The sequence below is a fragment of the Enterobacter sp. SA197 genome, assembly GCF_054131575.1.
On record NZ_CP096393.1, the window covers coordinates 2,742,559 to 2,767,976 of the forward strand.

Here is a 25,418-nt window from a genome sequence, read left to right on the forward strand (position 1 = left end):
TTCTCGTTTTTCACCGCTGCCTGATAAGACATCTCATCCAGCACCCGCTACCTGTGAATATGGCACCGCGCTCGCCCCTGCCGCCGTGGCGTTTTCCTGATAAACCGTTCTAAGCCTGTCTGACGAATTCTGGCGTCTATACTGAAGCACTGTATAACGCATTAAGGAGGTAGAATGGCTTATCTGTTACAGCTGAACATGGTTTCGGTATTAATGTCGCCCACATTCTGGGTAAATCTGGCGATCGTATTTTTTATCACCCTCGTTACCTACTGGGTAACGACTCGATTACTCGATCTACTCTATAAAACCATTCATCGTGCAGGTAAGAATAATGCCAGGGTGGAACGGCTGGGTTCAGTTGCATTTGATATGCTGAAAAAGACCAGTAAGTTGCTCATGCTATTTGCGGCATTTCTTTTCAGCCTGCGTTTCGTCCCCTTACCGGAGCGCTTATTTTCCACCGTTTCGCATGCCTGGTTTGTGGTGTTCGCCATACAAATGGCCATCTGGCTCGATCAGGGCGTGCAGTCGTGGATGCGGCACCTTCTTTATTCTCCCGGAACCAATAAAAACCCCGTTACGCTCGTCATTCTGGGGATGATATTACGGACGTTTGTCTGGGCGATTATGTTACTTTCCGTGCTGGCAAATGCGGGCGTCGATATTACTGCGCTGGTTGCCAGCCTTGGTGTGGGTGGTATTGCTATCGCGCTTGCTGTTCAGACAGTGCTGAGCGATGTGTTTGCCTCACTCTCAATTGGATTCGATAAGCCGTTCGAACCCGGCGACTTTGTGGTCTTCAGTGATGTGGCGGGTACTATTGAGCATATCGGCTTAAAAACCACCCGTATTCGAAGCCTCAGCGGGGAGCAGATCGTTTGCGCCAACGCCCAGTTGTTACAGCAGACCATCCATAACTACAAACGTATGCAGACGCGCCGTATCGTCTTTACGTTTGGTGTCTCCATCACTACGCCGCCAGAGAAGCTGCGGATTATTGGCGATCTGGTTAAAAAGATCGTTACCGAAGTGGGCGAGACAAAATTCGACCGTGCACATCTGCTCGACTTTAATAAAGATCGCTTAACGTATGAAGTCGTCCATATCGTCAATACCGCTGACTACAACAAATATATGGACATTCAGCAAGAGATTAATATTCGTATCATCGAAACTCTCGCAGAGCATGATATCGAACTTGCACTTCCCTCCCTTATCGTTCGTTCTCCACTTCGGGTGACGCCAGAGTCAGGGGCATTACGCTCGGCCAGTAATTTCTAAGGAGCAGAAGGCAATGTGGTGGCCTGGTGCCACCACATTTATTAAAGGGTGTCGTTTAAATGATCAAATGCAGAGTCGGTGCCAGGCCTTCTCTGACTTACGGAAATGTCCCGGAAGTAATAAAAATGGAGGCATTTCTCTTACCACAATTTGCGTTCTGGCAGAGGGGCAAAACAGTCCTGGCAAAATTTTTACCAGAAGCCATATCTCAAATAAATTTTTTCGATTATGCCATTCCCTGAGGCCATAATCCCGGTCCAATAAATGAGTCTCCGCCACAAGAGGCAACTCAAAAGCAGAACATCCTCTTTTTCCAGGTACGTATATCATTTTTTTCTGACCATTACTTAATTAAAATATTTATGACATTCTCATCACACATTCTCGAAGACGCTTTAGGCGTTCAGGATCTTTAATGCAATCAACTGGCTTTATCCCTTCTAATGCTGGAAGATCTTGTTCTATCCACCATAAGGCCTCTTTCATCCCTCTTTTGCCATAAATAATTATAGCCAAATCCAAATGGCCATCCAATCTTTCAGAAAGTAAGCGGGCATTATCATCTAAATAATCTTCAGCATAAAAATCAGAATAACTTTTCCACTTTTTATCACCAGCGTAATGGTGTTCGAAAGAAGACATATCTAAAACCCTCCGAATGATATTAAGTTAGAACTAGTTGAATTTCTTGCTGAGGGAGCATATATGCCATCATGTCATTGTTTCTTAGCCTAACCTCCGATTTGATGAGCGATAATGTTATTATTACCTATAATATCACTTAAAGAAACACGCAATTTATCTCTCACACGCGGACGAGTCAGATCTGATACTTATTTAATTGTACCTTTTTGCTAATTAATACCCTGTTTGATAGATCAAGATCCCAATGGGTTACTTCAGAAAGTGCGGTTTTACGTGAGTTTGCATCATAGATACCCCCCAAACCTTCATCTGTATATCTATGCGAAGCTTTAATATTTCATTTATGGGGTGTCCACATTGTGCTCATTCTGTCAGGTGCTTCAAATCTGTACACCGTTCGGTTAATTTTTCTCCTTGTCGGCGACGTTGAACACTTCATCTGCCCCAGCGGATCCATCCATCCCAGCACATTTCGCGCATACTGATAGAGGTTCATTCCCCCGGCCAGCCCTATCGGCTCAGCTGACGCAATCAGCCCTACTTGAACATCATACTACCGGGTTAGTTCATATAAATCCGATACCACCACGTCATAGTTCATACGCTACCGCCATACCCTGATAAATCCGTCTATTTGTGCAAGAATTATTTTACTTTTAAAACAAAAGGTTAACTAGAAAACATGAACCATATAGTTGGCGCTGTCAGCATCTGCCACACCAACCGTAAAACCACAGTCCCGACATATAACGCCCATATCCCCAGTATCCACCTTAAAGGCAACTGGCTGAGGCGGGTTTTGACAACGGGCGCGGCGTGATGGTGCGGATTTCGAAGGGGTGCATCGTGCTGATCGCCGACTGCGACGAGGTGCAGGAGCTGCGCGAGCAGCTTTATCAGCTGCGGCAGGTGGTGAAGGGGGTTAAGGAGGCAGTTGTTTAGTGGGCTGAACAGCGGCGGGTAAATAAAAAATAAGCCGGGAAAATATATACCCCGGATTTTTTATTTATCTATTTTTCAATATATTTAAACCATCATTCAATATTTTTGTATTATTTACATCTCCGCCACGATCTATATATGACGACCATTCTGGATAGTATTCTTTAAATAACAAGTTACCGACATCAGAAAGATCAGAACTATATAAGATAAGATCTTCTTTTAAGCTACCGTCATCTTTAAATGGTTCAACCATAACCAACCCATTTTCCTTGAGAAACGTCATTAACACTATCGTTATTTTTGTTATTTGTTCACGACAAGATAAATTTTTGCTTCTTTTCAACAAAGTTGTGTAATTAAACCTTAACAAGTCCATCATATTTATTCCTGTTAATCAAGGCGTATTATTCGAGAGATGTCATCAGAAAGTTCTATCAACTCTTTTGTCACTGGATGACGAACGAAACCACCTCCGGCAGCTCGAATTATCTCTTCTTTTGCAGATTGGGCTACTTTCGAAGCTGTTTTACTCGTGACCTCAATTCCTTTCCAGCCATCCTTTGTCTTAACTACAAAATCAAGAATTCGGGAGCCTTTTATTTTGCCTAACGCAATAGCATCATCAACAAGACCAACGATTTTTCCTTGAGCATTGCGTAAATGTCGCTGACTTAGAACATTTTCTGCCCCATACATATTCTGTAATCGTTTTAAAAGTCTTGCTTCTCGGGCATCACCATCTACCTTGTTTGTTATACATTTAAGACCTAACGTTTAGCGCGGCGCTGATGTGCTCGAACACACCAACGCCGCTCACCACAATTAACTACGCAGGAGTTAATCATGGCTGAACGCGATTCGAAGCCAGCAGTCACCATTTCCAAAACCCAGCGCCGGGTAAAAGTCGGCGCTGTCGGCATCTACCACACCAACCGCAAAACCAAAGTCCCGACCCATTACTTCCATATCCCCGGTATCCACCTTAGAGGCAACTGGCTTAGGCGGGATTTGACACCGGGCGTGGCGTGACGGTGAGGATTTCAGAAGGGTGCATCGTGCTGATCGCCGACTGCGACGAGGTGCAGGAATTGCGTGAGCAGCTTTATCAGGTGCAGCAGGCGGTGAAGGGGATTAAGGACGCTGTGATTTAATGGGCTGAACGAGCATTAAAAAACCGGGAGATATAAACCTCCCGGTATAATATTACTCATAAACTTTTGCAGCCATTAAAACATCAGCAATAAATGTCCAGTTAACATTATCGGGAACAGGTAATTTTTGATTTAAATAATATCCATCCATGTCTTCTATCCAGGATGCCATTGATTCGAGATATGAAGGTAAATCTTTATTTTCCCATTCACTTAGATTATTCTTGGCATTTGATGACAAAAACTCAATAAATTCAACTAAATCTTCTCTAGTCTTTATTTCTTTAGTATTCATAAAACATCACTCCAATATTTTCTTTACCCTATCACCCAGTTTGAGAATGATTGACTTACCATCTGTTTTTGTTGTCATTTTCCACATCTGATTAGCAATTTCACTAGGTGAAGCCCATTTAAATGGAACATTATCAAGCCCCGCCAATTTAAATGCAGCTAACCTACGATGATCCAGAGTCCATATTTTACCCAAATCATCTTTCCATATTCTAATTGGCGGTAAATCGGAAGGTTTCAAAGTACCTTTAAGTAAAGCATCTGCATTACCGAAAAAAAGTATAATCCCCGGTTTGATTTTTTATAGAACTTTGCATATGAAGAACATCTTTTGGCTCAATGTTCCCGTCAGCCTTTCCACATGTCAGCCCTAACGGATCGATCCACGATAGCGGATTCGGCGCATACTGATAAAGGTTTAAACCGCCTCTTAGCCCTATCGGGTCTTGCTGCGTAAACCTTCCGCTTTCCGGATCGTAGTACCTGAACAGGTTATAATGCAGTCCTGTTTCACAGTATAGCCGAGAGAATCAGTAAGTAATTTTCTCAGCTAATAATGCATTAAAGACGATTATATATTGATTTTAATTCTTTTGCGTACTTTATGGAATTTGGAATTCTTAATTTTTTCAAATAGTCAGCAAGAGCAGATGGATTATTTTTTAAGAAATAAAATTCGATGATATATCCAATTAAAAATGTTTTTGGAAATGGTAATATCTCTAATGTTTCAGACTTATCGCCATCATCATTATAATCATCTTCGTCGTCTTCTATTTCTGCAAATTTTAATTTTGTGAATGCTACAAGATGCTCTTTTTCTGAGTAACATAGCTCATTTAATACATCTAAATTAATGCCGGATTTATTTACACAATCTGCATGAATATTAAACATCTGGCTAGATGGTTCATCTTTACTCACATTTATATTCATACGTTCGATTACCTCATTCAATAAAGAGATATAATCGTTTGTTTTAATAAATTCTCTTAGATTGTTTGTTGTTACCATGAGTTAGGTCCTAATATAATACGTTCTAATTTATAACCTGTGTGTCTGTTTGGGTCCATTGTCACATGTCCCCATGGAGTAGTTTTTTCTAGGTTCCATTGCTCATTGGCTTTTGGTGAAACTCCTCTTTGTGGCAAGCTCCTATGGTGAATTTCCATTGATACATCTTTAACTTCAAGTTTCCCTGTTTTGTAGTTAAAGACTTCAACTTTCATTCTTGGTGCCTTACCTTCAATCATACGTTCAAGGTTATTCCGTGAATATCTATGAGGATTGGTTCTGGCCTCACGTATCCAAAAATCTTTTCTTGCAGAAGACCAGCATTTAAGACCTAACGGATCTATCCAATTGAGAGGATTTGGCCCATATTGATAGAGGTTTATCCCCCCCGCCAGCCCTATCGGGTCAGGCTGCGTAAACCGTCCACACTCCGGATCGTAGTACCTGAACAGGTTATAGTGCAGCCCCGTTTCACGGTCAAGGTACTGGCCCTGCATCCGCAGGTTTTGTGGATAATCCGCCGCCTTATGAGGCATCTCCCGCAGCAGTTTTCCCCAGACGCTGTTCTGCCCTTCCCAGCGCAGTTCGCCTTCGATATCTGTCATCCGCTCCGGTGTGCCGTTCGGCTGACAGTGAAACCAGTAAATGTCGGGTGATTCCGTACCATCAATACGCGCCAGCGGCTCATAACTGCCCTGATCGCTGTAAACTTAAGTGAGCGGGACGCCGTCGTGGATTTCCTGCAACAGGCGGAAACCTTCCCACAGGAAACGGGTTGTGACACGTTTGCCAACGGGTTGTCCGCCCAACAGTTGCTGACGCGTTTTGCTGATACGCCTGCCTGACGGATCGTAGCGGAAGCTCACCCGGGTCTGGGGTTTATTACGATCACGCGGCTGGCTCAGCACCGGCCTCAGGGCGGGAACAACAGATCGAGATCATCAGCCAGTTGCCGCGAACCAGGCAGAAGCTGGTTTCCAGGATTTTAAACGTGACAGGAAAAACGCAGTAATAACAGCTAGATAACGCGGTAGCTAAGGGCGGCAACCCTTAACCACCGCTCACCACAACTAACTACGCAGGAGTTAATCATGGCTGAACGCGATTCTACGCCAGAAGTGACCATTACCAAAGCCCAGCGCCGGGTGAAAGTCGGCTCTGTCGGCATCTGTCACACCTACCGTAAAACCAAAGTCCCCACCCGTTACTCACAAAGCCCCAGCATCCACCTTAAGGGCGACTGGCTGAAAGAAGCGGGATTTGACACCGGGCGCGGCGTGACCGTGAGGATCACGGAGGGGTGCCTGACCATCATCGCGGACAACAACGAAGTGCAGGAGTTGCGGGAAGAACTTTACAAGGTAAAACAGGTGGTAAAGGGGATTAAGGAGGCGGTTGTTTAGTGGGCTGAACAGCGGTGGATAAATAAAAAATAAGCCGGGAGATTTAATTTCTTGCCCGGCTTTTATTTTAATCTATATAAGAAGTGCCAACAGAATTTCTGTCCTGTTTAATCATTTTTATTGCTAGTTCCCAGCCATCATCAACTTTTTTCCTCCCTGAAAAAATATATATAACATCTCCGGATGATAAATTCTTCTCCATCATATTATTTTTTTCAAATTCTACCTGACAAATGAAAATCATAGGTATATCTTCAATAAACCGCCAACTTGGTTCTCTAATCCATTTAGGTTTTTCATTCATGAACAGGAACTTTTTATTAAGGATATTAATCATCCATTCCTTGACATCTGCTGGGACAGATTTTATCCAATTCATGTCTGGTGCAGGATGCGATGTTAATAAATATTCATCATAAACACGTTTCATAAACAGTTCGGACTCACCGTGACCGATTCCTGCATTACAAGCGTTCGCAGCCAATTCAGACAAGGCTGCACAAAATAAGATGTAGGATCTATCCATTACCATGAGTTAACTCCCGTTATAACTTCAATAAGTTCAATTCCAGGATGCCTATATTTATCAACATCCTTATGTTGCCACGGATCTACCTCATCCAAATTGTTTTTATTATGAACTCTAGGGCCACCTTGCCTTTGAGGTATATTTTTGTGGTGTAACTCATATGATATATCTCTTACTTCTATTTTTCTTGTTTTATTTACTCTAACCTTAGCTCTGAATTTAGGTGCGCGACCAGCTACCATTTCCAGAATATTTCTTGGGGAATATAACCCTGACGGGTTGGCTAGTTCTTTTGCTCCAACATCTTTCCAATAATCTTTTTGCGCAGTAGACCAGCATTTCAGTCCTAACGGATCGATCCATGACAACGGATTCGGCGCGTATTGGTAGAGGTTTATCCCCCCCGCCAGCCCTATCGGATCCGGCTGCGTAAACCGTCCACACTCCGGATCGTAGTACCTGAACAGGTTATAGTGCAGACCCGTTTCACGGTCAAGGTACTGGCCCTGCATCCGCAGGTTTTGTGGATAATCCGTCGCCTTATGAGACGTCTCCCGCAGCAGTTTTCCCCAGACGCTGTTCTGCCCTTCCCAGCGCAGTTCGCCTTCGAAATCTGTCATCCGCTCCGGTGTGCCGTTCGGCTGACAGTGAAACCAGTAAATGTCGGGTGATTCCGTACCATCAATACGTGCCAGCGGCTCATAACTGCCCTGATCGCTGTAAACGTAAGTGAGCGGGACGCCGTCGTGGATTTCCTGCAACAGGCGGAAACCTTCCCACAGGAAACGGGTTGTGACACGTTTGCCAACATGTTATCCGCCCAACAGTTGCTGACGCGTTTTGCTGATACGCCTGCCTGACGGATCGTAGCGGAAGCTCACCCGGGTCTGGGTTTGTTACGGTCACGCGGCTGGCTCAGGGATGGAACAGCAGATCGACATCATCAGCCAGTTGCCGCGAACCAGGCAGAAGCTGGTTTCCAGGATTTTAAACGTGACAGGAAAAACGCAGTAATTACAGCCAGATAACGCGGTAGCTAAGGGCGGCAACCCTTAACCACCGCTCACCACAACTAACTACGCAGGAGTTAATCATGGCTGAACGCGATTCTACGCCAGAAGTGACCATTTCCAAAACCCAGCGCCGCTATAAAGTCGGCTCTGTCGGCATCTGCCACACCAACCGTAAAACCAAAGTCCCGACATATAACTCACATATCCCCGGTATCCACTTTAAAGGCAACTGGCTCAAAGAGACTGGATTTGACATCGGGCGCGGCGTGACGGTGAGGTTTCAGAAGGGTGCATCGTGCTGATCGCTGACTGTGACGAAGTGCAGGAGTTGCGCGAGCAGCTTTATCAGGTGCGGCAGGTGGTGAAGGGGATTAAGGAGGCGGATGTTTAGTGGGTTGAACAGCGGCAACTAAATAAAAAATAAGCCGGGAAGAGTTAATTACTTACCCGGCTTTGTTTTTATTTCTTTATATATATATCCTTATATAGCAGAACTCTTTCGATGTGTAAGGGTGTGTTTGTATAGGTATTTAAATAATCACCATTTAATTTACTGTATCCAGTATCACTCAATTTATCTGACTGCCAACCACAAACAGGACATATTTCAAAAACAGAATCATCTTGACTCTCAAAAACAATATACCCGCAAGATGCACAAGACACCCCCGTAATTTCACTATCAGGATGATCAATAATCTTTATATCATTTCCTGTGATTTCTTTTATCTTTTTTTCTAAATACTTATTTCTAACTAGTGGTGATATCTTATAATTATCTAAAAGATCATCATTGAATATTTGCTTTTTAGCGAGAGCGGCAGACTGCTCATCAATTACTCCGTTCTCATACAAAAAAACAGTTCTATCATCCAAGCTTAGAGTAAATAACGAATGATAGCCCAAAAACTCAATCACTTCGCTACGTAGAAATTCTGTACACATCACTTTGCTCCAGCCAAGTCAATTGCATCCTGGAATGGGGTACTACTTCGCCCATCATCTTTGTAATAAGTCCTTATCTCCCTTTTACCCATATGGCCTACAAAAATCTCACCAGTATCTTTATCGTGTCTAATTACAAAATTACCGACTTTTGCTTCTTGCATTGATGGTTTTAAAGGTTTGGTAGCAAATTCTTTAGCCTTTGCCATATATTGATTCTGAGTAATATTCCCAAACTCATGACCGTGTTTTTCATAGTGTCCTTGCAAGCCACTCTTACCTATTAATGGATTTTTATTTGGATTTAATCCTTTCCACTTAACAGAACCAGCAATACCACAATTTGTTAATCCCAGCGGATCGATCCACGACAGCGGATTTGGCGCATATTGATAGAGGTTAATGCCCCCATTCAGCCCTATCGGGTCAGGCTGCGTAAACCGTCCACACTCCGGATCGTAGTACCTGAACAGGTTATAGTGCAGCCCCGTTTCACGGTCAAGGTATTGGCCCTGCATCCGCAGGTTTTGTGGATAATCCGTCGCCTTATGAGGCATCTCCCGCAGCAGTTTTCCCCAGGCGCTGTTCTGCCCTTCCCAGCGCAGTTCGCCATCGATATCTGTCATCCGCTCCGGTGTGCCGTTCGGCTGACAGTGAAACCAGTAAATGTCGGGTGATTCCGTACCATCAATACGCGCCAGCGGCTCATAACTGCCCTGATCGCTGTAAACGTAAGTGAGCGGGACGCCGTCGTGGGTTTCCTGCAACAGGCGGAAACCTTCCCACAGGAAACGGGTTGTGACACGTTTGCCAACGGGTTGTCCGCCCAACAGTTGCTGACGCGTTTTGCTGATACGCCTGCCTGACGGATCGTAGCGGAAGCTGACCCGGGTCTGGGGTTGTTACGGTCACGCGGCTGGCTCAGCACCGGCCTCAGGGCGGGAACACCAGATCGAGATCATCAGCCAGTTGCCGCGAACCAGGCAGAAGCTGGTTTCCAGGATTTTAAACGTGACAGGAAAAATGCAGTAATTACAGCCAGATAACACGGTAGCTAAGGGCGGCAACCCTTAACCACCGCTCACCACAACTAACTACGCAGGAGTTAATCATGGCTGAACGCGATTCTAGACCAGAAGTGACCATTTCCAAAGCCCAGCGCCGGGTCAAAGTCGGCTCTGTCGGCATCTGTCACACCAACCGTAAAATCACAGTCCCGACATATAATTCACATATCCCCGGTATCCACTTTAAAGGCGAATGGCTGAAAGAGGCGGATTTTGACACCGGAACCGGCGTGACCGTGAAGATTTCGCAGGGCTGCATCGTGCTGATCGTCGACTGCGACGAGGTGCAGGGACTGCGTGAGCAGCTTTATCAGGTACGGCAGGTGGTGAAGGGGATAAAGGAGGCGGTTGTTTAGTGAACTAAACAACCGTGAGTAAATAAAAAATAAGCCGGGAACAGTTAATTTTCATCCCGGCTTTTATTTATTATTTACATGTCTTCCAAAAAGAATAATCGCCTATATATATTTCATTCAATTTCAAGTTTAATGGAATGCTATCTATATTGTCAGCTATCTCATCAAATGGTGGCGGCAATATAAATGAAAAACCAAAATCATCGTCTATAATAATGGCGCCGTTAAATATTCTTTGTCGAGAAGTAAGTTTTCTTATCTCTCCCATTTCTTGCCCGGCATATAATGATTTTTTATATAAGCCTTTATAATTTTGATTACATCCAATGGAAAATATATTCCCATCAGTTTTAGTTGATATAGTTAAAGTTTCATCCAATACATAGGCAAATCTCTTGCTCCCGTCAGGTAGAAGATACTCCTTGCACTCAACACAATGATCAGCATACATTTCAGTAAGGTAGACAGATATATTTGTATTTAACAGCACATTGCCCAACGAATGAAAAGATTTTATTTCTGCGGAAAAATCAAACATTTTATATTCCACCATTTACTAATACACCATCGATATAAACAGGAGAATCCTTTATAAGAGCGTAATTTTCAAAACCATCATGGCCTATACGCCCATATACAACATCTTCACCTCTACTATTAGTTCTATAAACTTTCCAGTAATCATTTCCATGAATATTTGGCTATTTTGCATTACCGCCAGGATGATAATCTAATTTATATGTTGTGCCAGATCTTGTCGTTTTCACATATTGTATATGTTGAATAGCATCAGGTCTGCCAGCTTGTGGATAGATCTTAGTCCAGCCTTTAGATGTTAAAAGGGAATCTACTTCAGCCGGAGTTTTACCTGTTAATTTATCCACCCATCTTTGGGTTATATTGTTCTTTTCCGCGAAGCCACACTTTAGTCCCAGTGGATCGATGTATTTCAGCGGATTCGGCGCATACTGATAAAAATTCAGCCCGCCTCTCAGCCCAATCGGGTCAGGCTGCGTAAACCGTCCACACTCCGGATCGTAGTACCTGAACAGGTTATAATGCAGCCCCGTTTCACGGTCAAGGTACTGGCCCTGCATCCGCAGGTTTGTGGATAATCCGTCGCCTTATGAGGCATCTCCCGCAGCAGTTTTCCCCAGACGCTGTTCTGCCCTTCCCAGCGCAGTTCGCCTTCGATATCTGTCATCCGCTCCGGTGTGCCGTTCGGCTGACAGTGAAACCAGTAAATGTCGGGTGATTCCGTACCATCAATACGCGCCAGCGGCTCATAGCTGCTCTGATCGCTGTAAACGTAAGTGAGCGGGACGCCGTCGTGGATTTCCTGCAACAGACGGAAACCTTCCCACAGGAAACGGGTTGTGACACGTTTGCCAACGGGTTGTCCGCACAACAGTTGCTGACGCGTTTTGCTGATACGCCTGCCTGATGGATCGTAGCGGAAGCTCACCCGGGTCTGGGGTTTATTACGGTCACGCGGCTGGCTCAGGGCTGGAACAGCAGATCGAGATCATCAGCCAGTTGCCGCGAACCAGGCAGAAGCTGGTTTCCAGGATTTTAAACGTGACAGGGAAAATGCCGTAATTACAGCCAGATAACGCGGTAGCTAAGGGCGGCAACCCTTAACCACCACTCACCACAACTAACTAAGCCGAAGTTAATTATGGCTGAGCGCGATTCTAAACCAGAAGTGACCATTACCAAAACCCAGCGCCGCTATAAAGTCGGCTATGTCGGTATCTGTCTGTCACACCAACCGTAAAACCAAAGTCCCCACCCGTTACTCACTAAGCCCCAGCATCCACCTTAAGGGCGACTGGCTCAAAGAGGCGGGATTTGATACCGGGCGCGGTGTGACGGTGAGGATTTCAGAAGGGTGCATCGTGCTGATCGCCGACTGCGACGAGGTGCAGGAGCTGTGCGAGCAACTTTATCAGGTGCGACAGGTGATGAAGGGGATTAAGGAGGTGGTTGTTTTGTGGAATGAACGGCGACGACTGAGTAAAAATAAGCCGGGAAGATTTAATTTCTTGCCCGGCTTTATACTAGAATGTCCTATATCGCTGATATATTATTATTTGATTTTCACTTTCTCTACACGTACTCCAATCAATTTGGTACCTTTTATTCTGTTGTAGATGCTTTCATATATAAGCAATCCTTTGCTTGTACAGCATATTGGATGTGTTGGATATTCATTTTCTAGTAAAAAACATGGAGATCGTTCCCTTCTCGCTCGGAAATGACATTCCGGGCAAACTGCTTCCCTCTCATTTTCAGGAACGGGTACCCCATCAAAAATATAGGCTTTTTCGCCTCTAAGTACAATATATTCATGCTTGCTAACAAAAGTCACAAACGGTTGTTTAGTATCATTCTTTGCCACACCATTATAAACTGAACCAATATTTAGATGTTCACTGGCATTTTCTCCTAATAATTCAAATAAGCGGCATGACATAACACCGGGTATGGAAAGATGGCCTACAAATGGCATATCTAAGTTTTTTCTTATTTTCCCATCAGTAACAAAATCCATAGCGCTATGAGGAAGTTTTAATCTGGTACAACGATGACAAAAGTGTTCTTTATTTTCGGATATCCACTCAGGAACTAAATCGTAAACATCCATTCCTGAGTAATAAAGATGATAAAGCTGTTCACGTATCATGGTATTTTCTTATAATTGCCTTTAGTCATGTTATCAATAACAGCATCGAAGATACTGGTTCTGTGAGTTGCATCCGTCTTTTTAGCTGCATCAAGTACCGCATCCAAAGCTTTTTGCTGAGCACCGGGCTGACTTTGCATCATATCCTCCCAATCAATCGCACCGCCACCTTTACCACCACCTCTCATTCCAAATAATTTTTTAAGGCTATCATTCAAATTATTATGGAAATCAACGTGAGGAGCTGTATCTAATTTGATCAAATCCTGCTTTTTATTCCCACCTAAGAATTTAGGTATTGGATGATGTTTCTGAGATGATCCACAGAACAATCCCAACGGATCGATCCAACTTAACGGATTAGGCGCATACTGATAAAGGTTTATCCCCCCCGCCAGCCCTATCGGGTCAGGCTGCGTAAACCGTCCACACTCCGGATCGTAGTACCTGAACAGGTTATAGTGCAGACCCGTTTCACGGTCAAGGTATTGGCCCTGCATCCGCAGGTTTTGTGGATAATCCGTCGCCTTATGAGGCGTCTCCCGCAGCAGTTTTCCCCAGGCGCTGTTCTGCCCTTCCCAGCGCAGTTCGCCTTCGATATCTGTCATCCGCTCCGGTGTGCCGTTCGGCTGACAGTGAAACCAGTAAATGTCGGGTGATTCCGTACCATCAATACGCGCCAGCGGCTCATAACTGCCCTGATCGCTGTAAACGTAAGTGAGCGGGACGCCGTCGTGGATTTCCTGCAACAGGCGGAAACCTTCCCACAGGAAACGGGTTGTGACACGTTTGCCAACGGGTTGTCCGCCCAACAGTTGCTGACGCGTTTTGCTGATACGCCTGCCTAACGGATCGTAGCGGAAGCTCACCTGGGTCTGGAGTTTATTACGGTCACGCGGCTGGCTCAGCACCTCCGTCAGACGGTGCTCCGTGTCATAGCGATAGCGCCAGCGGGTCTGGCCGTTGTCTTTTTCGGTGGTGCGTCCGTGGATGTCGTACTGCCAGTGAATACCATTGAGCTGCGTGACGCGGTTATGCCGCACACTCTGTTGCAGCGAATCATCCAGCGGGTTACTTGCGGCGTCCCATCGCCATTGCTCCTGCCCGGGCAACGTGCCGTCCTGCTCGAGCAGCCTGCCAGCGCTGTCGTACTGCCAGTTGGACCAACAAAAAGGATTGTCATCACGCTCTTCGCGTACCAGATTATTGCGATAATCATAATCCCAGCGGCGTGACCAGCGCCTCGGGGCCGGACGCTGCGCATTACCCGCAAAGACATCACGACGCCGTACGCGCCCCAGCCTGTCGTAGTCATTTCGGCTGGTCAGCAATCCCTGGCTGCGGCTCACTTCCCGGTGGAGTTCGTCGCGGGTGAAGTCGCTGATGGGGAGATTATCCAGCGCCAGACTCAGCAAATGCCCGCTACCGTAATAGAGATATTTAAGGTTGCGTCCGTCGGGCAACTGTACTGACGTTCGGTTGTTCAGCGCGTCATAACGCCAGCCCAGCGCGCCATTTTCACCTTCTTCACCGATAACCCGTCCTAATGCGTCGTATCTGAACTCGATTTCCTGTTCGGGGGCCTGACTCCAGACGCCCTCGCCCAGCGGTGGATGTTGTGCAATACGCTCAATTTGCCCGGCAGTGGCGTAATGATACAGCGTCATACCTTCCGGCGACGTGCGTTCAAGCAACTGCCCGGACGCGCTCCAGCGGAAACCATGTGTAATGGCCTGCCGGTGCCCGGCGGCGAAGGTGCGCTTGATCGTGCGTCCACAGGCGTCATAGGCATAACGCGTCGCCACGTCATCCAGCCCAATTTCCGCCAGAAGGAGTGAATCTGCCCCCCATTCGAACCGATACGCTTCACCCTTCTCGTTCTGTAGCGCAGTCAGGCGATTACGGCTGTCCCACTGGCGATGAATGGCCTCACCGAGTGCATTCCGGCTGGCAACAAGTCGCCCCGTTGCATCGTATTCAAAATCCTGACGCTTACCGTCTGGCGTGATGTGGTATTCCGGAAGCCCCCGCCTGTTCCAGCCAATGGATTCCTGCCAGCCTTCAGCCCGCTCCAGTTGCAACGGGCGACCGGCGGCATCGTACTGATACCGCGTTTGTTCACCATCGGCAGTTACGACAGCGTGTAACCAGCCGAGTGAAGTGTAGCGATAATGAGTGGTGCGGCCCGAACAATCCCTTTCAGAGACAATTTGCCCAGCGTCATTAAACACCCGCCGCCGGGTATTTCCCCCTGCATCTACCTCTTCCACTACCTGACCACATTCATCGCGGCGCACAAGCGTCGTCTGCCCCATCGCGTCGACAACCCGCCCGAGGCCAAAATGCTCGTCGTAATAAAACCGTGTCGCCGCCCCGTTTGCCTCCGTGATAACCGTTGGCAGCGCACGCTGTACCAGCCATTCGGTGGTACGAATGTTCCCCAGCGGGTCGATTTCCTGAATGCGGTTACCCGCGTCGTCATAGACAAAGGTTGTGACGTTTCCCAGCGGATCGGTACGTTTTGTCAGCAGGTCGTTGTCGTTCCATTCATACTGCCAGCGCCCGCCGCGTTCATCGACAAAGCAGGTGATCAGCCCCTGCTTATTCCAGAAATGCTGGCGGACGTTACCGTCATACTGGCGAACGGTGGTCACCCCGGCGTCCAGATCGTAATCAAAACGGCAGCCGTCGCCGCTGCTGGTGCGGTTTTCTACCACCCGCCAGTGGTCAAATTTCTGCCAGCGATACTCACTTTCAAGACCGCCCGGCAGGCGGTGCCAGGTCATCAGGCGCTCATCGTTGTAACGAAACTCGCGGGTTATTACGCCCGCCGCGTCTTCCACCGCCGCCAGTTGCCCGCGCCTGTCAAACCGCCAGCGCATCAGCGGCCAGTGCCGGTCGCCGTCAAAGTGACTGGCCGATGTCACCCGCATCGGGAAACGTTCATCCTCGTAACGCAGTGTCACATCAATGGCGAGCGGTTCGTCATGAATGCGTACCAGCCGCCCGTGTTCATCCCAGCCCGTTTCCAGCATATTGCCGTACTCGTCGCTGAGCGAGGCCAGACGCAGAATTGCCGGGTTCTGGCGCGTCGGTTTATACAGCCGCCAGACCGCGCCATCGTCGTCGGCAATCGCCACATCACCCTGTTCATTACGACGGATAATCAGCCCTTCACTGACGCTGTAAAAGGCGCTGTTGCTGGCAGGCAGCGTGAAGGTCAGCTCGCGCCCGGTGTCATCAAACCAGGTCGCCGTCTCGCCGTCGAGGTGCATAACGCTGTCGAATACCGTGGCCCAGCCGGTGCCGAATAAGCCTTCCCGTGAGGTAAGGCTGTTGTAACTACGCTGCCATACCAGCGGAAAACGCCCCGGTAGTGCGAAGTCCTGTTCATTCTCGTCGTTGAGGACTTTCACGCCGGTTGAGGCATGGACCGGGTTGGAAGAGCCAAACACCGCGCCAATCACCATGTCGGTGAGTAACCCTGCCCCGGCGGAGGCCAGCGCACAGGGCATATTTTTCAGGATCTGGCCAGGCCGCCCGCGAATCAGTGACATGGCAATCATCGCCAGTGCAAGCCCCGGCGTTTTTCCGCTTTTGATATCACGAACGGTAAGAGTCTCCCCACCGATAATCACGTCCGGGGAGACTTTTTCTGACACCGTGGCTTCGCAGGTCGTGCGATCTTTAGCGCGGACGGCGGGCTGATTATTGATAAACACGCTTTTCGACCCTTCCGCCAGATACTGCTGCGGGGAGTGTTTTTCGCAGTCGACTTTATCTTCCTCAAGGGAGGAGGTGCCGGGGTCGGCAGAAGCCACCTGCGGCTGCCACATGTTGCTGCCGAACTGGGCTGCCATCGACAGCAGCATGCCGCCGTAGTCGGCGAAACTGGCGGGAGACTGGGGTTCTGGCGGCGGTGTGTCTCCCGGCGTCAGCGTACCGGCCGCACGTGCAGCAGGCTTTTTGTTGGTGAGGACGTTTTCGGAACCGTTAGCAATTTTGCCTGCGGACGACGGCGGGAAGATGGCATCGCCAATGCTGCTGGCAGCATTGCTGATGTCATCGGTAATGCCCGTCATGTTCGCCAGTACGGCACCGGCAATGCCGCGAAAAACGCAACTTGACCCCAGAGTAATCGCCGTGGCGGCGGCTGAACTGGCCCCCGCGGCCACCAGCAGAGGGGCAGCAGCCGATACCGCGAACCCGACAGCGGCCCCTATAGCAGCATAGGCCAGCCCTTCAGCCACAATACTGGTAATATCCGCAAAAACGCTGGAGTGAATAATCTGGTCGCCCTTCCGGGCCGCGTGTTTGTCACTCATGCCTTATGCATTCCGGTTGTCGCCTTTATATTCAAGGAAAGGCAAAAGTCCTTAAGATGATTAGATAAAGAGAAGAAAAAATATATTTTTCGAGAAATGCTTCATGATCTTTATCAATAGAAAATATGTAAACTCATTTTATTTATGTTCATATATCTTTATAAAATAACTCATAACCTTATCCCTTACCTTCAGCGACACAGAGTTTTTAAGAATGAAAGGATACAATGGCATATCTCTATGACCACACGAGATGACCATCAATAAATTTATATTAGCTACAACAGAGGAAAACGTTGAAGTCATAACGTGAACATTTATTAACTAACCCCTATTTCTCATCCACATCAACTGCATGCTCTATGATGTCAATACAAATATGACCAGGAAGACATAGCTCATGATTAAGAATTAATTTATTTTTTGAGAAAAACGATCTCCAGGTCATTATGGATTTTGCATAAACCTAACATATTCACCTTTCACTTTTACGTATTTTTTAGCAGCCTCTTTGAAGTAACGAGTTTCACGATAATAAAGAACATAAAAGGCATTCCTCTTACCACAATTTAAGTTCTGCGAGAGGGGCAAAGCAGTCTTCGCAAACTTTTTTTACCAGAGGCCGTATCTCAAATAATTTTTTCCGATCATTCCATTCCCTGAGGCCATAATCTCTGCCTAACAAATGAATCTCCGGCTCAAGAGGCAACTCAAGCAGCAGAACATCCTCTTTTTCCAGGTACGTATATCCTTTGTTTATTTCCTGACCATTGTGCTGCGTATGAACAACGACACGGAAAAATGTATAGTCTGAGAATGGAAGATGGTTTACCAAAATATCCCTGACTTTACGTGAAACACATATGGTCTGCGCTTTTTGATGAACCGGACAAAGTAACAGCATTATGACCCACCTTGTTTACATTTCGTGACGCCCAGCTTTTTCTGAATGAAATGATACTGGCGCATCGCGCCTTGTGGTACGTCAACACCGCCCGCAGAGAGCACCTCCATAACATGCGTAAGACAGCTCCGGGTTCTGACATCATAGGGTCCCAGACTTTTGCCCACCTGCGATCGTTGAAATTCTAATGCTTTTTCTGCCCCTGCATCCGTCATATCAAAGGTCGTTTGATGGACGGGTTTTCCTTGCAGTTTTGCGTTGTTAACCTGGGACTGACCATCGCTTGCTATCATCGTGTCCGTCGGATTAACCCCCACATTGCGCCCACCCTCATTTACAAAGTCTTCATAGCCACCGTATTGATGGGTGTGCAAAATCTTATCGCCCATCACTTTCACAGTATAGTGACCGGTCGCGTCTATGCTTTGATCAGGAGATGGGGCTAACCAATACACAATAGCGGTTGCGAGACCCAGCGGGTCCATCCACACCAGGGCATTCGGTGCAAACCGGTAGAGATTTATCCCACCCGCAAGGCCGATTGGGTCGTGCTGAGTGAAGCGACCACAGTCCGGATCATAGTAGCGAAAGAGGTTATAGTGCAGCCCGGTTTCACGGTCCAGGTACTGACCCTGCATGCGTAAATTTTGCGGATAATCAATTGCCTTATGCGTCGCTTCCCGCAGAAGCTTACCCCAGGCGCTGTTCTGCCCTTCCCAGCGCAGTTCGCCTTCGATATCCGTCATCCGCTCCGGCGTGCCGTTCAGCTGACAGTGAAACCAGTAAACGTCCGGCGATTCGGTGCCATCAATTCGTGCCAGCGGCTCGTAGCTGCCCTGATCGCTGTAGACGTAAGTGAGCGGGACATCATCGTGGATCTCCTGAAGCAGCCTAAACCCTTCCCATAAAAAACGGGTTGTTACGCGTCTGCCAACAGGTTGACCGCCAAACATTTGCTGACGGGTTTTACTGATACGCCTGCCCAGTGGATCGTAGCGAAAGCTGACCCGGGTCTGCGGCTTGTTGCGATCGCGTGGCTGGCTCACTACCTCTGTCAGACGGTGTTCGGTGTCGTAGTAATAGCGCCAGCAGGTCTGACCGTTGTTTTTTTCGACGGTACGCCCGTGGATATCGTACTGCCAACGGGTGCCCTCAAGCCGTGTTACACGGTTATAGGCAACCTTTTCTGCCTGACCATTATCTACGGGATTACCGGCCGCATCCCAGTGACACTGCTCGTTACCGCCCAGCGTCCCACGCTGACTCAACAATCTACCGATATCGTCATACTGCCAGTTTGACCAGTTGAACGGGTTATCATCACGTTCTTCGCGCACCAGTTGGCTCTGGTAATCGTAATCCCAGCGGCGAGCCCAGCGTCTGGGAGCCGGACGCTGAGAGTGTCCTGTAAAAACATCACGCCGCTGAAGGCGGCCGAGGCGATCGTATTCACTGTTGCAGGTCAGTCCCCCCAGCGTGCGGCTGGTCTCCCGATGCATATCATCACGCGTGAAATCACTGATGCCTATTCCCTCATACGCCACGCTGAGGAGATGGCCGCTGCCATAATGCAGATAGTTGAGGCTCTGGCCCTGGGGCAATTCAACGGTGGTGCAATTACCCAGTTCATCATAGCGCCAGGAGAGCGCACCATTTTCCCCCTGCTCCTGCGTCAGGCGACCCAGTACATCAAAGGTGAAAGTAAGCTCCTGTTCGGCACACTGGCTCCAGATGTTGTCTCCGAGAGGGGGGTAAACCGCAATTCGGGTTATCTGGCCAAGGGGGGAATAGGTGTAGCGCGTCAGCGCTTCCGGCGTTGCGCGACTTTGCAGTTGCCCCGCTGCATTCCAGTTAAACAGGTGCGTTATGGCTTCCTGGTGACCTGACGCAAATTCGCGGCTGACCATACGACCGCAGGCATCATAGCTATAGCGGGTGGCCACGCCGTCAAGTCCCACTTCCGCCAGCAGCAGCGAACCTGCTCCCCACTCGAAACGATAGCTCTCTCCGTTGGGGTTTTTTAATTCTGTCAATCGGTTGCGGTTATCCCAGCGGCGGTGATGCTCCTGGCCAAGCGGGTCCCTGGTGGTGACAAGTCGACCTGTCGCATCATACTCAAACTCGCTCTGCGAACCGTCAGCGGCAATCTGCCTGACCATCTGTCCGGCTGCGTTCCATTCCAGTGTCTGAAGCCACCCTTCGGCGCGTTCGACCCGCACCGTTCGGCCTGCGGGGTCGTAGCTAAACGAGGTCTGTTCCCCGGACGCCGTCCGGACAGACCTCAACCAGCCAAGGGGATGATAGCGGTAATGTGTCGTGTAACCCGAACAGTCCGTCCGGCTTCGTACCAGGCCTGAATCCTCGTACTCGGTACGATACGTATTCCCCCGCGCATCCACCTCCTCAGTGACCTGACCACATTCATCGCGGCGCACAAACGTCGTCTGCCCCATCGCGTCGACAACCCGCCCGAGGCCAAAATGCTCGTCGTAATAAAACCGTGTCGCCGCCCCGTTTGCCTCCGTGATAACCGTTGGCAGCGCACGCTGTACCAGCCATTCGGTGGTACGAATGTTCCCCAGCGGGTCGATTTCCTGAATGCGGTTACCCGCGTCGTCATAGACAAAGGTTGTGACGTTTCCCAGCGGATCGGTACGTTTTGTCAGCAGGTCGTTGTCGTTCCATTCATACTGCCAGCGCCCGCCGCGTTCATCGACAAAGCAGGTGATCAGCCCCTGCTTATTCCAGAAATGCTGGCGGACGTTACCGTCATACTGGCGAACGGTGGTCACCCCGGCGTCCAGATCGTAATCAAAACGGCAGCCGTCGCCGCTGCTGGTGCGGTTTTCTACCACCCGCCAGTGGTCAAACTTCTGCCAGCGATACTCACTTTCAAGACCGCCCGGCAGGCGGTGCCAGGTCATCAGGCACTCATCGTTGTAACGAAACTCGCGGGTTATTACGCCCGCCGCGTCTTCCACCGCCGCCAGTTGCCCGCGCCTGTCAAACCGCCAGCGCATCAGCGGCCAGTGCCGGTCGCCGTCAAAGTGACTGGCCGATGTCACCCGCATCGGGAAACGTTCATCCTCGTAACGCAGTGTCACATCAATGGCGAGCGGTTCGTCATGAATGCGTACCAGCCGCCCGTGTTCATCCCAGCCCGTTTCCAGCATATTGCCGTACTCGTCGCTGAGCGAGGCCAGACGCAGAATTGCCGGGTTCTGGCGCGTCGGTTTATACAGCCGCCAGACCGCGCCATCGTCGTCGGCAATCGCCACATCACCCTGTTCATTACGGCGGATGATCAGTCCTTCACTGACGCTGTAAAAGGCGCTGTTGCTGGCAGGCAGCGTGAAGGTCAGTTCGCGCCCGGTGTCATCAAACCAGGTCGCCGTCTCGCCGTCGAAGTGCAGACAGCTGTCGAACACCGTGGCCCAGCCGGTGCCGTATAAGCCTTCCCGTGAGGTAAGGCTGTTGTAACTACGCTGCCACACCAGTGGGAAGCGCCCCGGCAGCATAAAGTCGCGTTCGTTGCCGCCGTTGAGGACCTTCACCCCGGTTGCCGCATGAACCGGGTTGGAAGAGCCAAACACAGCGCCAATCGCCATGTCGGTGAGTAACCCTGCCCCGGCGGAGGCCAGCGCACAGGGCATATTTTTCAGGACTTTGCCGGGCCGCCCGCGAATGAGTGAGATGGCTATCATCGCCAGCGCCAGGCCGGGCAGCTTGCCGCTTTTGATATCGCGAACGGTGAGGGTCTCCCCACCGATAATCACGTCCGGGGAGACTTTTTCTGACACCGTGGCTTCGCAGGTCGTGCGATCTTTAGCGCGGACGGCGGGCTGATTATTGATAAACACGCTTTTCGACCCTTCCGCCAGATACTGCTGCGGGGAGTGTTTTTCGCAGTCGACTTTATCTTCCTCAAGGGAGGAGGTGCCGGGGTCGGCAGAAGCCACCTGCGGCTGCCACATGTTGCTGCCGAACTGGGCTGCCATCGACAGCAGCATGCCGCCGTAGTCGGCGAAACTGGCGGGAGACTGGGGTTCTGGCGCTGGCGTCTGCCCCGGGGTCTGCGTGCCAGCGGCGCGGGCGGCGGGCAGCGTGTTGGTCAGTACATCAGGCGACCCGCCGGCTATCTTACCGGCAGGTGACGGAGGGAAAATCGCGTTGCCAATGCTGCTGGCCGCGTTACTGATGTCATCGGTAATGCCCGTCATGTTCGCCAGTACGGCACCGGCAATGCCGCGAAAAACGCAACTTGACCCCAGAGTAATCGCCGTGGCGGCGGCTGAACTGGCCCCCGCGGCCACCAGCAGAGGGGCAGCAGCCGATACCGCGAACCCGACAGCGGCCCCTATAGCAGCATAGGCCAGCCCTTCAGCCACAATACTGGTGATATCCGCAAAAACGCTGGCGTGAATGATATCGTCGCCCTTCCGGGCCGCGTGTTTGTCGCTCATGCCTTATGCATTCCGGTTGTCGTTAAGGGTGAGTGTCTGCTTAATGGCATTCCATCGCGCCGTATCCTGTTCAGTAAATGCGCGCAGTGCGGAAAGCGTGAAAACCAGCAGCACCGCCTGCTCAGGAACCTGGACCGCCAGCTGTTTTTGCCAGATATGGTGTTCACCGCGTAAAAAGGCGGTTTCGACTTCAATGGCGCGAATATTTCTTTGCGGCCCCACAAGCACACGGGCAAATTCGCTCTGCTGTACGTCCCCCATCTGGGTGCGCATTACGTCCCATTGACGCTGAAATTCCTGCTCTGCATTGCTGCCCTCTGGAATCACGCCCCGACTGACGACCACGGATAAACCGCTCTCATCATCACGCAATACTGTCATGCTGGTGTCCTGCCACTGGGCAGGGAATAGCTGAAAGGAACCTTCCTGGAGGTGATATTTCATTATTAGCCCTTTTAATGCTTTCACTGAGGGGGAATAGATGGGTAAGCGCTACTAAGACAGCGCTAAGAGAAGTCCTTCGACGAAATAACCACGCTGTGCAAGCAATCAGGTTGTGATTCAGTGAAACTGAACGTTATCTCCTGGCCTTGCTTATCAGCAGGGGTTGTATGGCTGGTGACTTCATTTACGGATCGCCCTCTGGGTACGTCCGTTATCTGTAATTCAGGATAATGTTTTTTTACCGTGTCGAGCGAAATACAGTGCCCGAACCAGATAAAACTTAAGAAAGGCCCCTGACCGCTGCGATCCTTACTCAAACGCACATCAATATCAGCAACTGTTGAGCCATCCTTCAATTCAACAGTCGCTGCCTGATAAAACTGAGTATATTCATTCTGTTTAACTAAACGTAACGCCACTGGAAAAGTGTTTACGTTATGTATTGTCAGATTGCGGATGGGTGCCTTGATGTCGGTAATAAAATCCCAGACATCATTACTTTTTATATTCGCCTCAGCATTCGCAGCCATAAATAAAAGCGAAAAAACAAACACTTTTTCAACATATCGACAAAGCATGTGATTTACTCATCTTCTTCGTTGTAACTCATAATGATTGAGGCCACTTGCCCATCAACGACTTCAAAAGATATACGTTTCTTCGCAAATAAATAGTGAATTACCTTACTGCCATTAATTTCGACCTCTTTGCCTGCGCCATAGCGTTCACGAAGCTGGGCCAGAGGCATGCCGACATAAGCGCCTCTATTTGTTTTCAGCTTCGATGACGTCAATGTAATCTGGGCAATGATATAATCATCAACCGTCCTTTCTGCTTTATCCCACCAAAGATTGGATGTATAAACATCGAAACCATCATATTGATGACGATAAAACTTGTAAGTGTCATCGCCGTAGTCAACTGTTCCGACAAAGTCATCCCTTTCGGCTTGTCCGAGCACCTTATCGGTCTGCTCGTTCCAGGGATCACCGAGCGAAATAATTTTCCGCTCTCCGATGACAGAAAAATCGCCCTTCGTTAGCGCAGCATCACTCACAGCAGCCATCGTCGACGTTATCTGCGTACCTGATGAGTAGGCCGTAACACTAAAAAAAACAAAAAACGCTGTAAAAAACATTCGAATCATAAAAAAATGCGCTCTATAAAAAACCATCAATAATTGAAGTCACATTCATTTACTCCATATACCCGTTTGATTTACGACTGTTTTATTGTTATTAACGACAGTCAATGTGTTATCCAGCTTACTGACCGAATAGACCGCGTTCCCCTTCCTGAACTCATATGAAATAATGGGGCAAATCCCGGAGTCACACCCCTTGCGAACGGCAACGCCTTTGAGAGTTAGCTCCGCACCATCTTTTTTTCTCGTGCCATGATACGTTGAAACATTGCAGTTTTTCTCAGCATCGCAGACCGTTGTAAGCTCAATGGAAAATGAATCTGTATTAAAGTGAGCCGTTTCTGAGTAATCTGCGGGGACGCTTCTGAGCGAGGCAAACTGCATATTACCGAATCGTTCAGCCCATGCCTTAATGTCCTTGTTAATTTCCGCTCCATCAGCATTGCTTTTATACTGGATAACATCAGATTCTGGCACCACCCATGCAGCTGATATTTTCCCATCAGGGAAGACAATTAAGGCCGAGGCATTTTCTTTATATAAATCCTGCATCCACCCTTCAACAAACAATGCACCATCACGGGTCTTATGCGGTTCGCCATAGACCTCAAAATTATTAATATAGGTCTCATAATCCGAGCCCAGTAATGCTTTCAGGCTCTTCGTCACATCTTTATTCTCCATCAGGCCAGATGCCGTGGATATTTTGTCATATTGACTTAAATTTATCGATGCTAATGCTGACAAGGGAGAACATAGCGCGGCGACAACCAAAGATGTAATTGCAAATTTTTTTAACATAATTA

The 25,418-nt window shown here is 48.7% G+C and carries 20 protein-coding genes and 11 pseudogenes; 9 read left to right on the forward strand and 22 right to left on the reverse strand.

From position 1 onward, the window contains the following. Positions 1 to 174: 174 nt before the first annotated feature. Complete coding sequence (locus tag M1D91_RS12795; protein ID WP_437432932.1) at positions 175 to 1,284, forward strand: mechanosensitive ion channel family protein; 1,110 nt, start codon at positions 175 to 177, stop codon at positions 1,282 to 1,284. 360 nt (positions 1,285 to 1,644) lie between these two features. On the opposite strand, the gene M1D91_RS12800 is transcribed toward M1D91_RS12795, so the two are convergent. Then, positions 1,645 to 1,926, reverse strand: coding sequence for a hypothetical protein (locus M1D91_RS12800; RefSeq protein ID WP_437432933.1), 282 nt, complete (start codon positions 1,924 to 1,926; stop codon positions 1,645 to 1,647). A gap of 685 nt (positions 1,927 to 2,611) precedes the next feature. Between M1D91_RS12800 and M1D91_RS12805 the strand changes: the two are divergent. Then, positions 2,612 to 2,871, forward strand: a pseudogene (locus tag M1D91_RS12805) (SymE family type I addiction module toxin). Between the two features lie 64 nt (positions 2,872 to 2,935). Here M1D91_RS12805 and M1D91_RS12810 read toward each other — a convergent pair. Together M1D91_RS12810 and M1D91_RS12815 are read right to left on the reverse strand one after the other, a co-directional pair. Next, complete coding sequence (locus tag M1D91_RS12810) at positions 2,936 to 3,253, reverse strand: hypothetical protein (protein ID WP_437432934.1); 318 nt, start codon at positions 3,251 to 3,253, stop codon at positions 2,936 to 2,938. Between the two features lie 11 nt (positions 3,254 to 3,264). Then, on the reverse strand, positions 3,265 to 3,570 hold the full coding sequence (locus M1D91_RS12815; protein ID WP_437432935.1) for a hypothetical protein: 306 nt from the start codon (positions 3,568 to 3,570) through the stop codon (positions 3,265 to 3,267). Between the two features lie 147 nt (positions 3,571 to 3,717). Between M1D91_RS12815 and M1D91_RS12820 the strand changes: the two are divergent. After that, positions 3,718 to 4,025: pseudogene (locus tag M1D91_RS12820) on the forward strand (SymE family type I addiction module toxin). Between the two features lie 52 nt (positions 4,026 to 4,077). Here the strand turns inward: M1D91_RS12820 and M1D91_RS12825 are convergent. The 5 genes and pseudogenes from M1D91_RS12825 to M1D91_RS12845 all read right to left on the reverse strand — a co-directional run. Next, positions 4,078 to 4,320, reverse strand: coding sequence for a DUF7660 family protein (locus M1D91_RS12825; RefSeq protein WP_437432936.1), 243 nt, complete (start codon positions 4,318 to 4,320; stop codon positions 4,078 to 4,080). 6 nt (positions 4,321 to 4,326) lie between these two features. After that, on the reverse strand, positions 4,327 to 4,560 hold the full coding sequence (locus M1D91_RS12830; protein WP_437432937.1) for a ParB/Srx family N-terminal domain-containing protein: 234 nt from the start codon (positions 4,558 to 4,560) through the stop codon (positions 4,327 to 4,329). Between the two features lie 118 nt (positions 4,561 to 4,678). Beyond that, positions 4,679 to 4,831 (reverse strand): annotated as a pseudogene (locus tag M1D91_RS12835) (RHS repeat-associated core domain-containing protein); the annotation flags it as partial. A 49-nt stretch (positions 4,832 to 4,880) separates the two neighbouring features. Continuing rightward, positions 4,881 to 5,333: a hypothetical protein gene (locus M1D91_RS12840; protein WP_437432938.1), complete on the reverse strand. Its 453-nt coding sequence runs from the start codon at positions 5,331 to 5,333 to the stop codon at positions 4,881 to 4,883. Then, positions 5,327 to 6,250: pseudogene (locus M1D91_RS12845) on the reverse strand (RHS repeat domain-containing protein); the annotation flags it as partial. The pseudogene M1D91_RS12845 and the gene M1D91_RS12840, both read right to left, overlap by 7 nt. Here M1D91_RS12845 and M1D91_RS12850 point away from each other — a divergent pair. Both M1D91_RS12850 and M1D91_RS12855 read left to right on the forward strand, forming a co-directional pair. Next, a pseudogene (locus tag M1D91_RS12850) lies at positions 6,241 to 6,345 on the forward strand (transcriptional regulator); the annotation flags it as partial. The pseudogenes M1D91_RS12845 and M1D91_RS12850 sit on opposite strands and share 10 nt — an antisense overlap. A gap of 79 nt (positions 6,346 to 6,424) precedes the next feature. Further along, positions 6,425 to 6,736, forward strand: a complete 312-nt coding sequence (locus M1D91_RS12855; RefSeq protein WP_437434519.1) for a SymE family type I addiction module toxin — start codon at positions 6,425 to 6,427, stop codon at positions 6,734 to 6,736. 67 nt (positions 6,737 to 6,803) lie between these two features. On the opposite strand, the gene M1D91_RS12860 is transcribed toward M1D91_RS12855, so the two are convergent. Both M1D91_RS12860 and M1D91_RS12865 read right to left on the reverse strand, forming a co-directional pair. Beyond that, complete coding sequence (locus M1D91_RS12860; protein WP_437434518.1) at positions 6,804 to 7,268, reverse strand: hypothetical protein; 465 nt, start codon at positions 7,266 to 7,268, stop codon at positions 6,804 to 6,806. Further along, positions 7,262 to 8,184, reverse strand: a pseudogene (locus M1D91_RS12865) (RHS repeat domain-containing protein); the annotation flags it as partial. The pseudogene M1D91_RS12865 and the gene M1D91_RS12860, both read right to left, overlap by 7 nt. A gap of 174 nt (positions 8,185 to 8,358) precedes the next feature. On the opposite strand from M1D91_RS12865, the pseudogene M1D91_RS12870 reads away from it, so the two are divergent. Beyond that, positions 8,359 to 8,669 (forward strand): annotated as a pseudogene (locus M1D91_RS12870) (SymE family type I addiction module toxin). Positions 8,670 to 8,737: 68 nt separating this feature from the next. On the opposite strand, the gene M1D91_RS12875 reads toward M1D91_RS12870, so the two are convergent. Beyond that, positions 8,738 to 9,223, reverse strand: coding sequence for a CPCC family cysteine-rich protein (locus M1D91_RS12875; RefSeq protein WP_437434517.1), 486 nt, complete (start codon positions 9,221 to 9,223; stop codon positions 8,738 to 8,740). Next, positions 9,223 to 10,154 (reverse strand): annotated as a pseudogene (locus M1D91_RS12880) (RHS repeat domain-containing protein); the annotation flags it as partial. The pseudogene M1D91_RS12880 and the gene M1D91_RS12875, both read right to left, overlap by 1 nt. Positions 10,155 to 10,334: 180 nt before the next feature. Here M1D91_RS12880 and M1D91_RS12885 point away from each other — a divergent pair. Continuing rightward, positions 10,335 to 10,646, forward strand: a complete 312-nt coding sequence (locus M1D91_RS12885) for a SymE family type I addiction module toxin (protein ID WP_437434516.1) — start codon at positions 10,335 to 10,337, stop codon at positions 10,644 to 10,646. Positions 10,647 to 10,716: 70 nt separating this feature from the next. On the opposite strand, the gene M1D91_RS12890 is transcribed toward M1D91_RS12885, so the two are convergent. Then, entirely contained in the window at positions 10,717 to 11,184 is a 468-nt protein-coding gene (locus M1D91_RS12890; protein WP_437434515.1) for a hypothetical protein, read from the reverse strand. Positions 11,185 to 11,347: 163 nt separating this feature from the next. Beyond that, positions 11,348 to 12,150, reverse strand: a pseudogene (locus tag M1D91_RS12895) (RHS repeat domain-containing protein); the annotation flags it as partial. Between M1D91_RS12895 and M1D91_RS12900 the strand changes: the two are divergent. Both M1D91_RS12900 and M1D91_RS12905 read left to right on the forward strand, forming a co-directional pair. Beyond that, a pseudogene (locus tag M1D91_RS12900) lies at positions 12,147 to 12,245 on the forward strand (transcriptional regulator); the annotation flags it as partial. The pseudogenes M1D91_RS12895 and M1D91_RS12900 sit on opposite strands and share 4 nt — an antisense overlap. 79 nt (positions 12,246 to 12,324) lie before the next feature. After that, positions 12,325 to 12,625 (forward strand): annotated as a pseudogene (locus tag M1D91_RS12905) (SymE family type I addiction module toxin); the annotation flags it as partial. A gap of 110 nt (positions 12,626 to 12,735) precedes the next feature. Here M1D91_RS12905 and M1D91_RS12910 read toward each other — a convergent pair. The 8 genes from M1D91_RS12910 to M1D91_RS12945 all read right to left on the reverse strand — a co-directional run bounded on the left by M1D91_RS12910 (position 12,736) and on the right by M1D91_RS12945 (position 25,413). Further along, positions 12,736 to 13,332, reverse strand: a complete 597-nt coding sequence (locus M1D91_RS12910; protein WP_437434566.1) for a hypothetical protein — start codon at positions 13,330 to 13,332, stop codon at positions 12,736 to 12,738. Next, positions 13,329 to 17,657: an RHS repeat-associated core domain-containing protein gene (locus tag M1D91_RS12915; RefSeq protein WP_457975799.1), complete on the reverse strand. Its 4,329-nt coding sequence runs from the start codon at positions 17,655 to 17,657 to the stop codon at positions 13,329 to 13,331. The genes M1D91_RS12910 and M1D91_RS12915 overlap by 4 nt, the downstream gene beginning before the upstream one ends. Positions 17,658 to 18,216: 559 nt before the next feature. Beyond that, on the reverse strand, positions 18,217 to 18,561 hold the full coding sequence (locus tag M1D91_RS12920; RefSeq protein ID WP_437434539.1) for a hypothetical protein: 345 nt from the start codon (positions 18,559 to 18,561) through the stop codon (positions 18,217 to 18,219). Further along, positions 18,561 to 23,024: an RHS repeat-associated core domain-containing protein gene (locus M1D91_RS12925; RefSeq protein ID WP_457975800.1), complete on the reverse strand. Its 4,464-nt coding sequence runs from the start codon at positions 23,022 to 23,024 to the stop codon at positions 18,561 to 18,563. Before M1D91_RS12925 ends, M1D91_RS12920 begins: the two co-directional genes overlap by 1 nt. A 3-nt stretch (positions 23,025 to 23,027) precedes the next feature. Continuing rightward, positions 23,028 to 23,468, reverse strand: a complete 441-nt coding sequence (locus M1D91_RS12930) for a DcrB-related protein (RefSeq protein ID WP_437434533.1) — start codon at positions 23,466 to 23,468, stop codon at positions 23,028 to 23,030. Positions 23,469 to 23,530: 62 nt separating this feature from the next. Next, positions 23,531 to 24,046, reverse strand: a complete 516-nt coding sequence (locus tag M1D91_RS12935) for a hypothetical protein (RefSeq protein WP_437434534.1) — start codon at positions 24,044 to 24,046, stop codon at positions 23,531 to 23,533. A 5-nt stretch (positions 24,047 to 24,051) separates the two neighbouring features. After that, positions 24,052 to 24,615, reverse strand: coding sequence for a hypothetical protein (locus M1D91_RS12940; protein ID WP_437434535.1), 564 nt, complete (start codon positions 24,613 to 24,615; stop codon positions 24,052 to 24,054). Positions 24,616 to 24,660: 45 nt separating this feature from the next. Next, complete coding sequence (locus M1D91_RS12945; RefSeq protein ID WP_437434536.1) at positions 24,661 to 25,413, reverse strand: hypothetical protein; 753 nt, start codon at positions 25,411 to 25,413, stop codon at positions 24,661 to 24,663. Positions 25,414 to 25,418: the final 5 nt, after the last annotated feature.